Origin of the sequence: Hyunsoonleella flava (genome assembly GCF_004310325.1) — a bacterium.
In the GTDB taxonomy this organism is placed as follows: Bacteria; Bacteroidota; Bacteroidia; order Flavobacteriales; family Flavobacteriaceae; genus Jejuia; species Jejuia flava.
Genome location: NZ_SIRT01000005.1, coordinates 41,539 through 58,610 on the forward strand (window position 1 = coordinate 41,539; position 17,072 = coordinate 58,610).

Here is a 17,072-nt window from a genome sequence, read left to right on the forward strand (position 1 = left end):
TACGCTATAGAATTTTAGCTTTTAAAACTTCATCATATGCTTTCCTTAAATTTTTAACTACACTTTTTATTTCATCAGTATTCAAATGTCCAAAACCAAAGCGAATGGCACAGGTGTCTTTATCTTGATACAAAATAGTTTTTGGAAGAAAAACATCTTGATCTTCAGCGGATTCGGCTAATTTTATTAATGAAATCTTAGGTTCAAATTGTAGCCAAATAGCCAATCCACCTGTTGGTATGCTCCAAGTGATAGTATTTTTGAAATATTCTGATAGGTATTTACATAAACAATCTCGCCTTTGCTTGTATATAATGATGTTCTTTTTCATTAAGCGGTATATTTCTCCTTCAGAAATCAATTCAGAAAGTATCTGTTGTTGAATAATGTCACCTTGTTCATCTAGCAATTGCAAATAATTTTTTGCTTCAGAAATTAAATTCTCTGGTGCCACTACAAACCCCGTTTGAAAACTTGGAAACAACGATTGTCCCAATTTCCCCAAATAAATAACCATACCATTTACATCGGCACTGGCCATAGGTAGCATTGCAGAGCCTTCAAACTGAAAATCATAATCATAATCCTCCTCAATAATGGCAAATTCATAGGTTTTAGCTAGTTCCAATAATTCCAAACGGCGTTCTGCACTTAAGGTTTGCGTAGTTGGGTAATGCCTGTTTGCGCGCACATAAACACAACGAATACTACCTCTTATAAAATGCTTCTTGATATAAGAAACATCCAAACCGCTATCATCCAACGGAACGGTTTTAATGGTGGCTCCAGCTTGCTGAAAAATCATATTTGAAGCGTAATTACTTAGCCTCCCAACCAAAACAACATCATTCGGTTTAATTAAAAGTTGCGATACAATATATAAGCTCATTTCAGTGCTTCTTGTACTTAAGAGATTATTCGGTTTTATATGAAACCCTCGTGTAACGTTTAAATAATTACAGATTTGAGTTTTAAATACGGAATGTGATGCTGTTGTTTGATTCCATTTTGAGACCAACGATTTCCGCTTCATTACGGCACTATACCATCTTGAAAATTGATGTACTGGATGCAGCCGTAAATCAGGCTTACCATCATTAACGCTATATTTTGCTACTGTTTCTTCAAAGGTTGATGCTAAATGAAATGCTGGTTGAAATGGAAACCCTGTTGTTTTAGAGTAATCATACACCTGATGAATATGCTGCGTTGTGGCCTTAATTGGTGTACTGCGTTGCTTGGGGTCTAGCACAAAGGTGCCTTTATTAGGAACAATCTCCACCCAACCTTGAGATGCCAGCTCATCATAAACCGCGACAGCTGTGTTTCTGTGCACTTTTAATAACTGACTAAATGTACGCGTCCCTGGCAGCACTGTGCCTTTTGCTAAATATCCACGCTGAATAGCATTAATGATTTGCTGTGCTATTTGAATGTATACAGGATTTGTGCCTGATTTCTCAAAGTGAATTAATTGCTCTAAAAGATCTACAACCGGACTATTCATTGTTTTGAAACTGGACTATCTAAGTCGTCCGGAAAGTTACGACTTTTGCATCGTTTTTAATTCAACTATTTTATGAAAGCTAAACTTCTTATTTTAAGCGTAATAGCAACTATTTTTACAAGTAACGCGCAAGAAAAACCTCAAAAACAAGAATTAGATACCGTTGTAATTTCCTCAACACGAATAGATTTACCTTTTAAGGAAAACTCGAGAACCATTGATATCATTACTTCTGAAGACATAAAAAACAGTGCCACCAATAACATTGCGGATTTACTGCAACAAGTTGCAGGTGTTGATATAAGAAGACGTGGAACAGCTGGAAGTCAGGCCGATTTATACATTCGTGGTGGAAGTTTCGACCAAACATTACTGCTTATTGATGGTATTAAAATGGATGATGCGCAAACAGGACACCACACCATGAACGCCGCGTTACCTATTGAAGTTATTGAGCGTATAGAAATTATTAAAGGTCCTGCAGCACGTGTGTTTGGTCAAAATGCTTTTACTGGTGCCATAAATATTGTAACCAAAAAACAACTAAAAAATACAGTATCTACAAATGTTGAAACAGGAAGTTTCGGACAGTTAAATGGCTCTGTTACTGTAGGTTCTGAGTTAGAGAATTCGTCGCATATTATTCATGCAGGAAAATTAACCTCAGCAGGATACCGAAATAATTCAGACTATAACAACACTAATCTTTTTTTAAAAAGTGTATTTAATAAAGAGCGACAGGCCGTAGAAATGATTGCGACATTTTTTGATAGGAAATTTGGTGCTGAAAATTTCTATACTACCAATCCGGATTGGAACGAATATGAAGAAACCCAAAACAGTTTAATAGGGTTTACAACCACTTTTACATCTGAAAACTTTAAAATAAGACCACGTGTATATTGGAAACGCAACCAAGATATGTTTTTATTGAAGCGTGATGAACCGCTTTTCTTTAGAAACCTGCATATCACGGATAAGATAGGCGCAGAAGTTAACGCGTCTTACAATTCTAATCTTGGAGTTACTGGCTTTGGTATAGACCTATCCAAAATTTACATAAGAAGTAATAATCTAGGAAATAGAAATCGGTTTATGACCAATGTGTTTCTAGAGCATCAGTTTAAGTTGTTTAATGGTAAACTAGATGTTACGCCAGGTGTTGCAGTTACCTACTTTTCAGATTTTAAATTTCATGCCTTTCCTGGTTTAGATGTTGGGTATAGATTAAATGACAGCTTTAAGATTTATGCTAATACTGGTAACACATATCGTATCCCAACGTATACTGATTTGTTTTATAGCGACCCTGCAACTATAGGAAATGAAAACCTTGAACCCGAGGAAGCACTTTCCTTTGAGTTTGGAGGTAAATATTTTTCACCAAACTTCAATGGATCATTTGCCGTTTTCTACAGAGATGCCAGTAAGTTGATAGATTACGTAAAAGAAAATGAAGCAGACCGTTTTATGGCCACCAACCTACGTGATTTGTATACTAAAGGTTTTGAAGTTAACGCGAGTTACAACTTTAAAATAGGCAATACTCCTCAAAGTTTAGCAATGGGTTATACCTTTATTGAGGACGAAGTCGGCGATTTAAATATTGCATTTTCTAGATATTCTATCAATTCGTTAAAGCATCATTTTACATCTCGATTGAGCTCACAGTTATCAAAACATATTAATTTAAATGTGATCTATAAACATGCCGAACGTACCGCTGGTTTAAGTTACAACGTTTGGGACGCCTCTGCTGTAATAACAGCGAAACAATTTGAATTTACGCTTACTGCGGCCAACATTTTTGATGCTGAGTATATTGAAACAGGGTTTGTACCGATGCCACCTAGTAATGTATTGTTTGGACTCAGGTATAGCTTCAATTAAAATATTAATTAAATTTAAGATAAACGAAGACCAGAAATATATCTGGTCTTTTCTTTTTTATAGTAATGTAACAAACTTGATATTTTATATACAAACAATATACAATAAGACTTTGTTGAGTGCATTTGATGCCAAATCTACTAACGAAAATATGAGTTAAGCAGATAAGCATAATCAGTGGATTTTACTGTCAAAAATATTTGCTGAGTCTTACAAATAAGCTTACATTTAATTCATTAAATTCTTTACTATGTTAGACTGGTTTGCGAATCTAGATTTTCTTTCAAAATTTTACTGGCTCATAGCAATTCTAAGCTCATTTATATTTCTAATAGTAGTCATTTTATCCTTTTTAGGAGGCGATGCAGGCGAGGTTGAAGACTTAGATTCCGAAATAGAATCAGACACGGGTATTGGTTTTCAATTTATCACATTTAAAAATTTAGTTGGATTCTTCACCATCTTTGGTTGGAGTGGTGTAGCTTGTATAGACGCTAATTTACCTGTTCCTATCACCTTTGTAATTTCTACAATCTCTGGATTGATAATGATGACTATTATGGCTGCTATGTTCTATTTTATGGGGAAGTTGGTAGACAGTGGTACTTTAAAATACGAAAATGCTATTGATGCCATTGGAGAGGTGTATTTAAGCATTGGTGCAAACCGCTCTAAAATGGGAAAGGTTAGTGTAAGTGTTCAAGGCTCATTACGCGAGCTTGATGCGCTTACTGATGCGCTTGAAGCTTTACCATCTGGAACTATAATTAAAGTTGTAGACGTTACCAGTAATGGAATTTTAATAGTGGATAAAACGAGAAAAGCAATTGAACCTATAAAACAAAAAACTTATGAAATTACTGATGGCTCAGGAGAGCTTTAATTTTGGATTACCTCTTGCCCTAATTTTTGCGGTATTATTTATTTTCTTATTTCTAATTATTTTAATTAGACGCTACAAACGCTGTCCATCAGATAGGATTTTAGTGGTTTATGGTAAAGTTGGTGGTGGTCAATCCGCAAAATGTATTCATGGTGGTGCTGCATTTATTTTTCCAGTTATTCAAGATTATGAGTTTTTAGATTTAACACCTATTTCTATTGAAGTAAACCTAATAAATGCTCTTTCCAAACAAAATATACGTGTTAACGTCCCCTCGCGTTTTACCATTGGTGTATCTACAGAACCCGGAGTAATGCAAAATGCTGCAGAACGTTTGTTAGGGTTATCGATGAATGATGTTCAAGAATTAGCAAAAGAGATTATTTTTGGGCAGCTACGTCTGGTTGTAGCTTCTATGGATATTGAAGAAATTAATTCTGATAGGGATAAATTCTTGACCAATATTTCTCAAAGTGTAGAATCTGAACTAAAGAAAGTAGGATTAAAACTGATTAACGTAAATATAACAGATATCGTAGATGAATCTGGTTATATTGAGGCTCTTGGAAAAGAAGCTGCTGCACATGCGATTAATGCAGCTCGTAAATCTGTTGCTGAGAAAAACAGAGATGGTTCTATTGGTGAGGCCAATGCGGTACAGGATGAAAGAACCCAGGTTGCAGCTGCAAATGCACAAGCTGTTGAAGGTGAAAATACAGCCAAAATTGCTGTTGCAAATTCAGATTCGTTACGTCGCCAACGCGAAGCTGAGGCCGAACGTGTTGCTATTGCTTCAGAAAAGGTACAGAGTGCAAAAGCTTTGGAAGAAGCTTATGCTGCTGAACAGGAAGCTGAAACAGCTAGAGCAGATAGAGAACGTTCGTCTCAAATGGCAGATGTTATCGTGCCTGCTGAAATTGATAAGAAAAAAGTTGAAATTGATGCTGAAGCTGAAGCAGAGCGAATTAGAAGACGCGCAAAAGGTGAAGCTGACGCTATTTTATTCAAAGCGCAAGCAGAAGCGAAAGGTTTGTATGAGGTATTAACGAAACAAGCAGCTGGTTTAGACCAAATAGTAAAAGCAGCTGGTAATAATTCTAGAGATGCAGTATTGCTTTTAATTGCTGATAAACTTCCAGAATTGGTTAAAACTCAAGCAGATGCTATTAAAAATATTAAGATCGACAAGGTTACTGTTTGGGAAAATGGAAATAGTAAAGATGGTAAATCTTCAACCGCTAATTTCCTATCAGGGATGTATCAATCTGTACCACCTTTGCAAGAAATGTTCAATATGGCAGGTATGGAGTTACCTGAATATTTAAAGGGTAAGGATTTAAAATCTAAAGTAGAGACAGATTCTGATAAAAAAGAAGAAAATCCTAAAAAGGAATCATAGTTTATTTTAAAAAACAATGCTCTGCATTAAGGATTGAAGGATACTTCGATAAACTCAGCACAGGTTTGTGGAAGCTCCTCGACGCAGGAGAGCGGCTTTCTAAATATGTAGATTCACGAATTCATTAATTTATAACGAAAATCAATAAGTAAAGCCCCATCCAATCTTAGGAGGGTAACCTGCCTCTGAAGCTGCAGGTAGGCAGGCGTCCAAAAATTTAAAGTTTCAATTTAGAATCTTAAAAAAAATATGTACGTTTGCAGCACTAAAAAAGAAGTACATATGTCGTTTTCAAATTTATTTGACGGAGGGTTTAAAAAGCGTAACAAAAGTCATTTTGCAGCAATAGTCCGTGTGGCTATGGCAGATGGTGTAATTACCGATGATGAAAAGGCGTTTTTAGACAGATTGGCGCGTAAGCTAGAGATTGGTGATGACGATTATAAATCCATTTTAAAGGATTATAATTCCCATCCCATTAACCCGCCTGTGTCTTATGATCAGCGTTTGGAACGTCTGTATGATTTAGTGCGAATGATTCATGTGGATACCATTACTGGTGAACCAGAAATGTTGCTGTTGAAAAAGATAGCTGTTGGACTTGGATTTCATGCGGTAAACGTAAAATATATTATCGATAAGGCATTAACACTTGTAAGCCACGGTACTGATTTGGATGATTTTGTAGACCAAATAAAGAATATGAATAGATAAAACGATTAGAAAATCTATATTATTTAAAAGCGTCCAACATGTTGGACGCTTTTTTTATGGCCCATAATAGGCATTTATTAAAAATAATTGGTTAAAAATTATCAAAAACCGATTAGAAAACGAAAAAAAATTAGTGAAACCGATTTTAAGTGAAAATAATTTGAAACTAAATTTTAAAAACTAAAATATTAGGCATTGAAGCGTAAGCAACTGGGAGACAAACTTTTGCCGAAATACGTAACTATCTGTTGAAAAACGGACTAGAATTCCATTACCTAAATTTAATACCAACTACTTGATTTTCAATAAATTAAATTGAATTTTTATTTGGAAGTTTAAAAAATTACACTTTATATTTGCACCGCAGTTTTAGGTAAACAACTGCTAGAAAAATTTAATATTAACAAAAACAAGAAGTCATGATGAAATATCATATCACATTTCAGGATTGGAGTTGTAACCGCGAGTTACTGCTCAGGCTTCGGTGTTTTCTGCCTGCCTACTGATAAGTAGGTAGATTACTTTCCACAGAAAAAATCCGAAGCAGAATAAACTGTTTCGGATTTTTTATTTCAAAATTTTTTAAGAATAAATAAATCTGATTGGTTTTAAGAGCGCAAAAGGTGTGCTTTAAAATCAAGTATCATATTAAATAAAACGAAAATGGAAAATAATTTACATAACAACTATTTGTTTAAAGCTTTAGATGCTTATCCATATGTATTGGAAGAAACCTTAGAGGCATTACACTATGCTTTATCATACAACCCAAAAGACGCACAAGCGCTTTGTTTAATGGGGCGTGTGTATTCAGAGCAATTAAGTGACTACCAGACTGCTAAACAATATTTCGCAGAAGCTGTGGCTCAACATATGGAGATGCCAAAAACGTACCCATTCTACATTCAAACACTATTGTGGAATGATGATTACGATGAGGCTGAAAAGTTAATTGCTTTTGCATTAACCATAAAAGGTGTTGACAAAGGATTGATTGAGTTATTACAGGGTATCTTGTTTGAAAAGCAAGATAATTATAAAGCAGCAGTTAAGGCATTTAAAAGTGCTAACAAAACAGCAACAAGCAACTGTTTTATTGATTACGTAAATAACGAAATATCTAGAGTGAAAAAGAAAATAAAGCCTAAAAAAAGTAATAGAAAAAAGAGGAAGTCTAACAAAAAAAGAAAGAGAAAATAACAAATCGGCAAACATGGTTTGCCGATTTAATGGGAACTCGCTAGTGTTGGAGAGCTAGGTCTGTCTGTAAAACAGGTGTATTATACAAAGTAGGTTCAAATCCTTCAGTTCCCACTAATATTGGTTCATTGGGGTAATGGCTATCCTTCCTGATTGTCTCTCAGGAGAAACGAGTTCGATTCTCGTATGAACCGCAAAAGTACTCTGTGAACAACGCGAATGGTGCTGGGTTCTATAAGAGAAGTATAAGAGGCCATTGGTTTATAGAGTGCTATTTGGAGAGTAGGCAAATATTGGTTTGTTGCGCTTACCTGCTAAGTAAGTTTGCCGTTTTGGTAATGAAGGTTCAATTCCTTTGCTCTCCGCAAAATTAATGCTCCGTTGGTCAAATGGATAAGACGCTACACTTTCTATGTAGAATTAAGAGTTCGATTCTCTTACGGAGTACAAATTGAGGCATAACTCAGTGGTAAGAGTGTCACGTTTACATCGTGAAAGTCATAGGTTCGAATCCTATTGTCTCAACACATTGAGGTATAGCTTAATTGTTAAAGCACCGAGCTTTTAACTCGGGTGATTTAGGTTCAACTCCTAATACCTCAACAATATGCAGGAATGGCGAAATGGCAAACGCACTCGACTTAGAATCGAGAAACTGGGAGTTCGAATCTCTCTTCCTGTACTATTTGCTCTACTAGCCCAACTGGAAGAGGCATCGGTTTTAAGCACCGTAAAGTCCAAGTTCGAATCTTGGGGTAAAGGTTCGAGTCCTTTTAGGTTGTCAAAAAATGGTGTCTTTAGTTTATTTGGTAAAACGCCTCACTGTGAATGAGAAGAACAGGGTTCGAATCCCGAAGTCACCCCAAATAGGAAGAGTATCTATAGTGTAATGGCTCGCACGGGAGGTATATCCGCCCAGATCAAGTTCGAATCTTGATAGATACTCAAAACATTGGAACAGTAGCAAAGTTGGTCAATGCACCAGATTGAAGCTCTGGGAATATAGGTTCGAATCCTGTCTGTTCCACTAAATACCTCTTTAGCTTAAAGGGAAGAGCTGCGGAAAAAGATTTTGATTCGTTACCGTGGAGTGATAGGATGATGTGGTTGGTGGCGTGCCTGCCAATGACTAGGTTTTGCAAAAGCACCGAAATACACAGGATGTAAAGTAGGAAAGCGCATTTAGAGCCTATCTGTTCGCGTCCTGCGAAAGTGCCAGTTCGAATCTGGCAAGAGGCACAACACTCTTAAAAAGAGAATCCTGCTTTTGCAGGAAATAGTATCAAGCTGGTCTTGTTGGGTGTTTCAGTATAGCACTATTGCATAAAACGTTGCAGGGATGCATGATGGTTTTATGTTCAACTAGACTTGGAGGTTTTAACTGTTTACCAAAAAATAGTCTCGACTCAATAGGTCGTGGGTTCGATTCCCACTCACGCTACGGCGTGATAGTTCAGTAGGTTAGAACAATTGATTTTTTGGATAGCGCAGGTTCGAATCCTGCCGAGGTCACCAAAAATTGGATCTCGTAGCTCAGTAGGTTAGAGCACTACACTCATAATGTAGGTTAATGGGTTTTTAACCCTCCCCCACCAAAGCTTATCATCTTGTAAAACTGATAGCCAACGCAGTTCGCTACACTGCTCAACAAAAACAGGGCGAAAACAGTTGGATTGTAAGTCGGCTTTTGTGCCCCAATGGAAGCAATCTGAAACGCACTTTGAAATACTGATTTTTAATTGTTATATCTAATTACTGTTTTGTTTTCAGGATATAAAACGTCGTATCTTAATGGAGATATAATCTTTTACTTCCACACTACATCACACTAGTTATTGAGGCTTTTAATATGAGTATTTCCGTGTGTAACAGATGACTTTCAATCTGCTGTTTTTAAGACGATAATTCCGCGTTAGGGATAGAAGTGGTTAGCTTTTGGCGAGGCGAGCATCGAGCCAAAACTATTGAACGGATAGCCCGACCCCTTGTGGGTAACGCCCAAAATAGATTTAAAATTCAGCATTTACTCGGTGTTGTGTTTTAAATATGGTAACCCTTCCGTTACAGGTTTTACCGCGCCTTAGTTGGCAAAAAATAATTGAATAATTTAAAAAGTAAGAAACAATGAAACGAGTAAGAATTAATGCAGGAAAAGTGGGTTTGGTTTTCAAAGGCGGTAACTACAAACGTGTAATTACCGAGGGAAAACATTGGATAGGTTTTAACCAGCGTGTATTGGTGTATAGCTTAGAAAATGCCTTTGCTACACCTATTGCTCTAGAACTCTTACTACAAGACGAAACGTTGGCCAAAATGCTTGATGTTATTGAGGTAAAAGACAGTGAATTGGTTTTAGTTTTCGAAAACGGAAACTTTAAAACCGTATTGTCTGCGGGACGTTACGTGTACTGGAAGGGTTTGATTGATCGTGAATTTACAATAGTAGATTTAAGCAAAATTGATATTACTGAAGATATCGACAAGGCGTTGTTCAGCAAATATGATTTGAGCAAACACATCCGCACCTTTGAGGTGGCCGCTTACGAAAAGGCGGTGCTCTTGGTAGACGATGTGTACACCAAAACACTTAGCGGTGGTACGTACCGTTTCTGGAGAAACGACACAACTATTAAAATCGCTAAGGTAGATACACGTCAATTGCAACTGGAAATTGCTGGACAAGAATTGTTAACTAAAGACAAAGCGGCTATCCGTATCAACTTTTACACACAGTACAAAGTAACCGATATTGAAACCGCTTTACTAGAAAACAAGGACTACGAAAAGCAATTGTACATTACTATGCAATTGGTGTTGCGTGCCTATGTTGGTGCTTACACTTTGGATGAACTTTTAGAGCGTAAAGAAAACATTGCAGATGCCGTGTTTAACGACGTAAAAACAAGCGCAACCAAATTGGGTGTAACCGTGCTTACTTGCGGTATTCGAGATGTTATTTTAACGGGTGATATGAAAGATATCATGAACCAAGTTTTAGTAGCACAAAAGAAAGCGCAGGCCAACACCATTACCCGTCGTGAGGAAACAGCCTCTACCCGTAGCTTGCTAAACACGGCAAAGTTAATGGAAGAGAACCACATGCTGTACAAGCTAAAAGAGATGGAGTATGTTGAAAAAATCGCCGATAAGATTGGTGAAATCACGGTGGCTGGTAATGGCGGTATTGTAACACAATTAAAGGAGATTTTCTCTGGAAATTAAATAGGTGTTTTGGGCGTAACCCCGCCGGAAAAAGGCGGGGTCGCGCTTTACGCTATATCTTTTTAAAATGGCATTGCAAGGACGAAGGACGTGGTAATCTGCCAAATTCCAGTTCTGCACAAAGTAAGTGCTAACCCATTTTTAAAAAGGATGCCGCTGCAATCGCTTACGCGGGTGAAGGAATATTTTCAAAGAAAGCGTTAAGAATGCTATATTGTAAATAAAAAGTCGATTTAGGATGAGTAAAAGTGAGTTTATTATCAAACTGTTAGCGAAAAAGGATCAATTGCTTTCAAATTATCAATATCAAAAAACTGTTTTAATAGATTTGATAAAAATTGGGTTCAAGTATGTAGATGAACATTTTAAGAATGAAGAAAACAAATTTGCTAATATGATGCTACAAATGTCATTGCTAAAGGCAAATTCAATTCTTCAATTAGCTGAAGGAACTACAATTTTTGGTACTTCAAAAATGGAGATCCCCTTAATTGATATTCAATCTCAATCAAGCATCTTTCGATCTTTATTTGAAAATTATTGCTTTTTTAATCACTTATATATTCATGAATGGAACAATGAAGAATTTCTTGTTTTAGAAAACATATGGAAAATAACCTCATTAACTCAAAGGTTTGAACTTCTTAAAGAAAGTACAAATAGTTTGAGTTCAGATAACAAGAAAAAAATAGACACCGAAAAAGAGTTTGTTTCTCAAATGACCAAAGAAATAAAAGGAACATCAATTTATGCTAAAAACAAAAAAGCGATAGACAATTATATAAAAAGAAATAGATGGCAATTAACAATTAATGATAAAAGAATTCAAAGTATTTCTTGGAAAGATATGTTTGAAAACTCGCAGAAAAATAAAGGTAGACAAAATCGAACCTATCAAATGTTTTCTTTAGATAGTCATCCCTCTTATTTTTCAGTTTTCCAGTTTGGAGATTTATATAAAAACAGGCATGATTTAGAAAGAAAAACAACATTAATGTATCAGACAATTGAAATGCTTTGTAATTATCTATTCGACTTTAAAACACTGTTGAAAAATGAAATTGATATTGACATTGAAACAAAATACCTAGTAGAAATATTAGGAAAAGACAACTAATTAAATAGAAACCACAATTCCCTACCTTTACCACCCTATGAACAACCATTTCAAATCCATCATTTTACAAAAAACTGGTGCATCTTCTTTAGTTGAAAAAGAAACCATTCAAAAATTATGGAGTGGTTATGGTAAAATCATTCGTGTTGCATTAGAAAATGCTCCTTTAGAAAGTGTTGTTGTAAAACACGTGCAGTTACCCAAAAACCAAAATCACCCAAGAGGTTGGCATACAGATATTGGTCATCAAAGAAAATTAAAATCTTATGAGGTAGAAACCACTTGGTATGAAGATTACAGTAAACATAGTAAGGCACGTTTGCCAAAGTGTTTTGACGTCGAAAGCTACCAAGACGAGACCCTTATCATTCTTGAAGATTTAGATGCGGCAGGTTTTCCATTACGAAAACAAAGCGTAACATGGAAAGACATAGAAACCTGTTTAGAATGGTTGGCAAAATTTCATGCGAGTTATTTGGGAAAAGTTCCTAAAGGACTTTGGGACATTGGCACCTATTGGCATTTAGACACCAGACCACAAGAACTCGAAGTTTTAGAAGATACAACCTTGAAAAACGCTGCGGTGGCTATTGATAAAAAACTGAACAATCGCACCTTTAAAACCTTTGTACACGGTGATGCAAAATTGGCCAACTTTTGTTTTTCGGAAAACGGACAAGTTGCAGGTGTAGATTTTCAATATGTAGGTGGTGGCTGTGGTATGAAAGATGTCGCTTATTTTATTGGAAGTTGCCTTAATGAAAGTGATTGTGAACGTTTAGAATCAAAAGTATTAGACACTTATTTTACATATTTACACAAAGCACTTGGCGAGAAAAACGAAGCCCTTGAAACCGAATGGCGAGCATTATATCGTGTAGCTTGGGCAGATTTCCATCGGTTTTTAAAAGGTTGGAGTCCTGGGCATTGGAAAATTAATAGTTATAGCGAACGTATCACTTCTGAAGTCATCAAAAATCTATAGCAATGGATTTACAACACTTAGCAAATATCGCCATTGAAGCTGCGCTTACTGCTGGAAATAGCATTCAGAAATACATGGATGATGATATTGCAGTAGAACAAAAAGAAGGTGGATCAACCTATGCGTCTCAAGTGGTAACAAAAGTAGATCATGAATGTGAGCGTGTCATTCTTTCACACTTAAAACCTACCTGTAAAACGTTTGACATCGGATTATTGTCTGAAGAAACAGAAGATGATGGTAGCCGATTTGAGAAAGCCTTTTTTTGGTGCATAGATCCTTTAGATGGTACTTTGGCGTTTATCAATAAACAATCTGGGTTTTCAGTATCGATTGCCTTAATTGCAAAGGATGGCACACCTGTTATTGGCGTGATATTTGACCCTTCCACCAAAACAGTATACCATGCTATAAAAGGGAGAGGTGCTTATAAAAATAAAGAACGGTGGGAAATCAAAAACACCAATGATTATTTAACATTCGTCACGGATAAAAAATTAAAAGACACACCTCAATCTGATAAAATTCAAAACATACTTAACACATATAAATCTGATTTGGGGTTAAACAGTATTAAAGAAATTTCAGGAGCAGGCGCTGTGATGTGTGCTATTTTAGTTTTAGAAAACGGGCCAGCTTGCTTTTTAAAGCTCCAGAAAAAAGAAAATGGTGGTGGCAGTATTTGGGATTATGCCGCTACGGCCTGTATTTACAACGAACTTGGTTTACCCGCCACTTCTTTTAACGGTGATATTTTAGATTTAAATAAAAAGGATGGTGCTTTTATGAATCATAAAGGTGTGTTTTATTCTAATTTAAGCATAAAATAATAGCTTTTTATTTCAATTTTAAAAAACTCAATTCACTATCAGCATTCAGCAAAATCAAATATAAGGCTCCATTAATGGTGATTTGCTCCATGGCTTTTGTTTCTGCATTTGAAATGGTTTGATTAAGACTTGTGAATTTTGAGTTCTCTTTTGCCTGTAGAACATAGCCCTGAGAGGCATCGTAACGCACAGTTTCCACCTCGGCGTTATAGATAGTCCCTACACCTAAAACCTCAGTTTGTTCATCATTATTTAGGTCAATAAACTCGAAATCTAAAGTTGGTCCAAATTGTGCTCTATCTGGCAAACGGTGAAATTCAAAATTGCCGTCGCCCTTATTTTCAATGTAATAAGAGCTAAACGTTGTTGCCTTTAAGTGTAACGCATTATCAATAGTTTCCTTCCCGTAAACTTCAAAAATATTAGAGTTTGCAAAGGCTTTGTAAGTTGCAATTTTATCCTTTAAAAACGGTGTTTGTTCCGTAGAACACTCTTTCCCGCGAAGCGGAAATAAATTACCGTTGTACGATTTAGTTAGCGCCATATCATAACTATCATTATCATCAAAATAATTGGCATAAATATGCAAAGGGCTTGCTTCCGAAGGATGAAATTTATTGTTCTCACCAAAATTCCCAACAAAATAATCGTCATCGCCATCATTATCAAAATCAATGGCTTTTATGGTTTGAAACCAGCCTGTTTTTTCGTCGCCTGACATATCTTCTTTTGTAAAAACGCCATTTTCATTATTAAAAAACGTTACGGGTAGCCACCCGCCCACAACGATTAAATCCTTGTCGCCATCACTATCACAATCTGAAAATACCGCATCATTCACTAAACCTAAATTCTGTAATGCTTTAGCACGTTTAAAAGTAACATTTATAAAAGTGCCATTTCTGTTTTCTAGTAAATATGATTCTGGGGCTTTGGGATATTGCCCTGGAATTACTCTTCCGCCCACAAAGACATCTACATCACCGTCATTATCAAAATCTCCTGCAGATATGGCTTTAGTAACACTTAATATTTTCGGAAGACGCCCTTTTCTAAACTGTCCTTTGCCATTGTTAATGTATAATCGGTCTTGTTGCAGATTGTCACTTTCAGGCAAGCTATAATTCCCGGAAGCTACATACAAATCTAAATCGCCATCATTATCCGCATCAAAAAACAGAGCGTTATTATCGTTATAATCCTTGTCTTTTTCAAATATAGGTTGATAAGACAATGTGAATTTTCCTGAACTATTTTGAAGGTACATTTCAGAAGGAAAATCAGCTGTGTTTCCAATGAAAATGTCATCTAAACCGTCATTATTTATATCCCCTACAACCAAAGCTACATCAATGGTAGACTGTTTTTGAGGCAATAAAATTTGCAAGTTATAATCATTATATCGCGTAGGTTGATGCTTATAATTAATTTCAAATTTAGAGGCTGGTACTGGTTCAAAAATAGAATGATATGCTTTTCTATATTGCTCATCCTCTACGGCATTTTCGTAAGCCAATTCTAAATGCTGATTTAAATCGACATCTGCAAAAAATTCTTGTCTGCCATCATTCCAAATGACTCTCAAACTGTCAATAATTTTCGATTCTCCCAAGCCAAAATTCAATGTATAACTTACAGAAGATTGATAGCCTCTATTCGCATAAACGGTTTTGGACTGCTGTAAACTATCGGCAAAAACTAATACTTTGGCACCTATACCATAGGTGTTTTTTTTAGGCCCTTTTAAGCTTACTTTTAAATAGTTTGAAGCACTATTGTTTCTATAAATAGATGCTTCGTCCGATTGATTATTTATCACCAAATCTAAATCACCATCATTATCAAAATCGGCATAAGCAGCACCGTTAGAATTTATTTTTGCATCAAAACCAAAAGGTTTAGAGACATCTGTAAACGTGTAACCGCCATTGTTTAAAAACATATAGTTGGTTAACTTTTCAGAAGGAATTAATTGTAACGCAGTTTTTAAATTCTCTGTTTCATCATACCTTGATAGCTTAGTTTTCATTTGCCGTCTAAAATCCTGATTGGCAATATCTTTTTCAATACCATTGGTAACAAACAAATCGTTATATCCGTCATTATTAAAATCGGCAATTAATGGCGCCCAACTCCAATCGGTTTTGGCGATGCCGGCGAACTGACCTATTTCACTGTACACCCCATTCCCGTTATTCAACTGTAGCATATTAGACATATATTGATGGTGCCAACCTTTATTTACCATACGATGAAACTTCCTAATATCCATAGATGCCATATTTTCCTTTCCGCGTTTTCTATCAGCAGCCAGCATATCTAAGCTTACCAAATCTGGAAACAAATCGTTATTAATGTCTACAAAATCAGAACCCATACTGTTGTTGGAAATGTGTTTAAATCGCGTTAAGATTTCATCTGTAAATGTGCCATCTTGATTATTGATGAACAAAACATCAGGCTCTAAAAAATCGTTAGCCACATAAATATCTGGCCAGTTATCATTATTAAAATCACCAATAGAGGCGCTCAATCCCCAAGCTTTTTGATTATGAATTCCTGCTGTCTTAGAAACATCAACATACATACCATTATCATTTCTAAATAAGCGATCTAAATCATCTTTCGTAATTCTGGTCTGTAAACTTGGACTTAACAAGGTTTGTAATTTGGCCTCCAAACTGTGGTTCACCAAATACATATCTAAATCGCCATCCTTATCATAATCCAAAAAGTAGGCTTGGGTGGAAAATCCGTTCTCTTTTAAACCATATTGTAAGGCCTCTTCCTTAAACGTGTTATTCTTTTGGTTAATGAACAATTTGTTTTGTCTTGCTGCCCGATTTTTAATTGAAGCCGATTTACACACGTAAATATCCAACCAACCGTCGTTATTAATATCAATCATGGACACACCTGTAGACCAGCCTTCATCATCTTTTACTTCGGCAGATTCGGTAATATCTTCAAATACAAAATTGCCTTCATTAAGATATAGTTTGTTTGAATTTTGGTTTGAGGTGAAGTAAATATCCTCCAATCCATCGTTATTTATATCGCCAACAGCAACACCGCCACCGTTGTAGATATAGGAGTAATTTAAAAAGTTAAACTCTGGAGTTTCTTCGATTGTATTCTTGAAGGTAATATTGGAATGGCTCGATGGAATTGCGGTAAACATGATGTCTTTTCCATCGTCAAAAGGCGCTGGCAAAGTGTCATTACAAGACAAACATGCAATAGCAATGAAGAGGCCTAGAATTTTTCTTAAAATCGTCAATTTTTTAACTTTTAAACCAAGATAATAAAATCAATTTGGATTTAT

Annotated in this window: 11 protein-coding genes and 7 tRNA genes; 16 read left to right on the plus strand and 2 right to left on the minus strand. The window is 35.9% G+C overall.

Translation table 11 applies throughout. The annotated features are described in order from the left end of the window. Nucleotides 1-4: 4 nt before the first annotated feature. Nucleotides 5-1,507, minus strand: a complete 1,503-nt coding sequence (locus tag EYD45_RS07840) for an aminotransferase-like domain-containing protein (RefSeq protein WP_130963995.1) — start codon at nt 1,505-1,507, stop codon at nt 5-7. A gap of 72 nt (nt 1,508-1,579) precedes the next feature. On the opposite strand from EYD45_RS07840, the gene EYD45_RS07845 reads away from it, so the two are divergent. The 16 genes from EYD45_RS07845 (at nt 1,580) to EYD45_RS07920 (ending at nt 13,747) form a co-directional block, all read left to right on the plus strand. Beyond that, complete coding sequence (locus EYD45_RS07845) at nt 1,580-3,397, plus strand: TonB-dependent receptor plug domain-containing protein (RefSeq protein ID WP_130963996.1); 1,818 nt, start codon at nt 1,580-1,582, stop codon at nt 3,395-3,397. Nucleotides 3,398-3,647: 250 nt separating this feature from the next. Continuing rightward, nucleotides 3,648-4,280, plus strand: coding sequence for a hypothetical protein (locus tag EYD45_RS07850; protein WP_130963997.1), 633 nt, complete (start codon nt 3,648-3,650; stop codon nt 4,278-4,280). Next, complete coding sequence (locus EYD45_RS07855) at nt 4,249-5,679, plus strand: flotillin family protein (RefSeq protein ID WP_130963998.1); 1,431 nt, start codon at nt 4,249-4,251, stop codon at nt 5,677-5,679. Before EYD45_RS07850 ends, EYD45_RS07855 begins: the two co-directional genes overlap by 32 nt. A 282-nt stretch (nt 5,680-5,961) precedes the next feature. Further along, nucleotides 5,962-6,393 carry a tellurite resistance TerB family protein gene (locus tag EYD45_RS07860; protein ID WP_130963999.1) on the plus strand — a complete coding sequence of 144 codons (432 nt, stop codon included), beginning with the start codon at nt 5,962-5,964 and terminating at the stop codon, nt 6,391-6,393. Between the two features lie 663 nt (nt 6,394-7,056). Then, the gene (locus tag EYD45_RS07865) at nt 7,057-7,593 is read left to right on the plus strand and encodes a tetratricopeptide repeat protein (RefSeq protein ID WP_130964000.1); all 537 of its coding nucleotides are present in this window, start codon (nt 7,057-7,059) and stop codon (nt 7,591-7,593) included. Nucleotides 7,594-7,624: 31 nt separating this feature from the next. After that, nucleotides 7,625-7,707, plus strand: a tRNA-Tyr gene (locus EYD45_RS16740). A gap of 261 nt (nt 7,708-7,968) precedes the next feature. After that, nucleotides 7,969-8,040, plus strand: a tRNA-Glu gene (locus EYD45_RS07870). Between the two features lie 5 nt (nt 8,041-8,045). Next, nucleotides 8,046-8,118 (plus strand) — tRNA-Val (locus EYD45_RS07875). Nucleotides 8,119-8,123: 5 nt separating this feature from the next. Continuing rightward, nucleotides 8,124-8,196: transfer RNA gene (locus EYD45_RS07880), tRNA-Lys, on the plus strand. A gap of 6 nt (nt 8,197-8,202) precedes the next feature. After that, a tRNA-Leu gene (locus EYD45_RS07885) sits at nt 8,203-8,275 on the plus strand. Between the two features lie 109 nt (nt 8,276-8,384). Continuing rightward, nucleotides 8,385-8,458, plus strand: a tRNA-His gene (locus tag EYD45_RS07890). Nucleotides 8,459-8,547: 89 nt separating this feature from the next. Then, nucleotides 8,548-8,620: transfer RNA gene (locus EYD45_RS07895), tRNA-Phe, on the plus strand. 1,097 nt (nt 8,621-9,717) lie between these two features. Beyond that, nucleotides 9,718-10,815 (plus strand): slipin family protein, encoded by a 1,098-nt coding sequence (locus EYD45_RS07905; protein WP_130964001.1) that lies wholly within the window; start codon nt 9,718-9,720, stop codon nt 10,813-10,815. Nucleotides 10,816-11,053: 238 nt separating this feature from the next. After that, nucleotides 11,054-11,932 (plus strand): hypothetical protein, encoded by an 879-nt coding sequence (locus tag EYD45_RS07910; protein ID WP_130964002.1) that lies wholly within the window; start codon nt 11,054-11,056, stop codon nt 11,930-11,932. Nucleotides 11,933-11,969: 37 nt separating this feature from the next. Further along, nucleotides 11,970-12,917, plus strand: a complete 948-nt coding sequence (locus EYD45_RS07915; RefSeq protein ID WP_130964003.1) for an oxidoreductase family protein — start codon at nt 11,970-11,972, stop codon at nt 12,915-12,917. 2 nt (nt 12,918-12,919) lie between these two features. Further along, nucleotides 12,920-13,747, plus strand: coding sequence for a 3'(2'),5'-bisphosphate nucleotidase CysQ family protein (locus EYD45_RS07920; RefSeq protein WP_130964004.1), 828 nt, complete (start codon nt 12,920-12,922; stop codon nt 13,745-13,747). Between the two features lie 7 nt (nt 13,748-13,754). Here EYD45_RS07920 and EYD45_RS07925 read toward each other — a convergent pair whose 3' ends face one another. Continuing rightward, on the minus strand, nt 13,755-17,027 hold the full coding sequence (locus tag EYD45_RS07925) for a VCBS repeat-containing protein (RefSeq protein WP_233702571.1): 3,273 nt from the start codon (nt 17,025-17,027) through the stop codon (nt 13,755-13,757). Between the last annotated feature and the right edge of the window lie 45 nt (nt 17,028-17,072).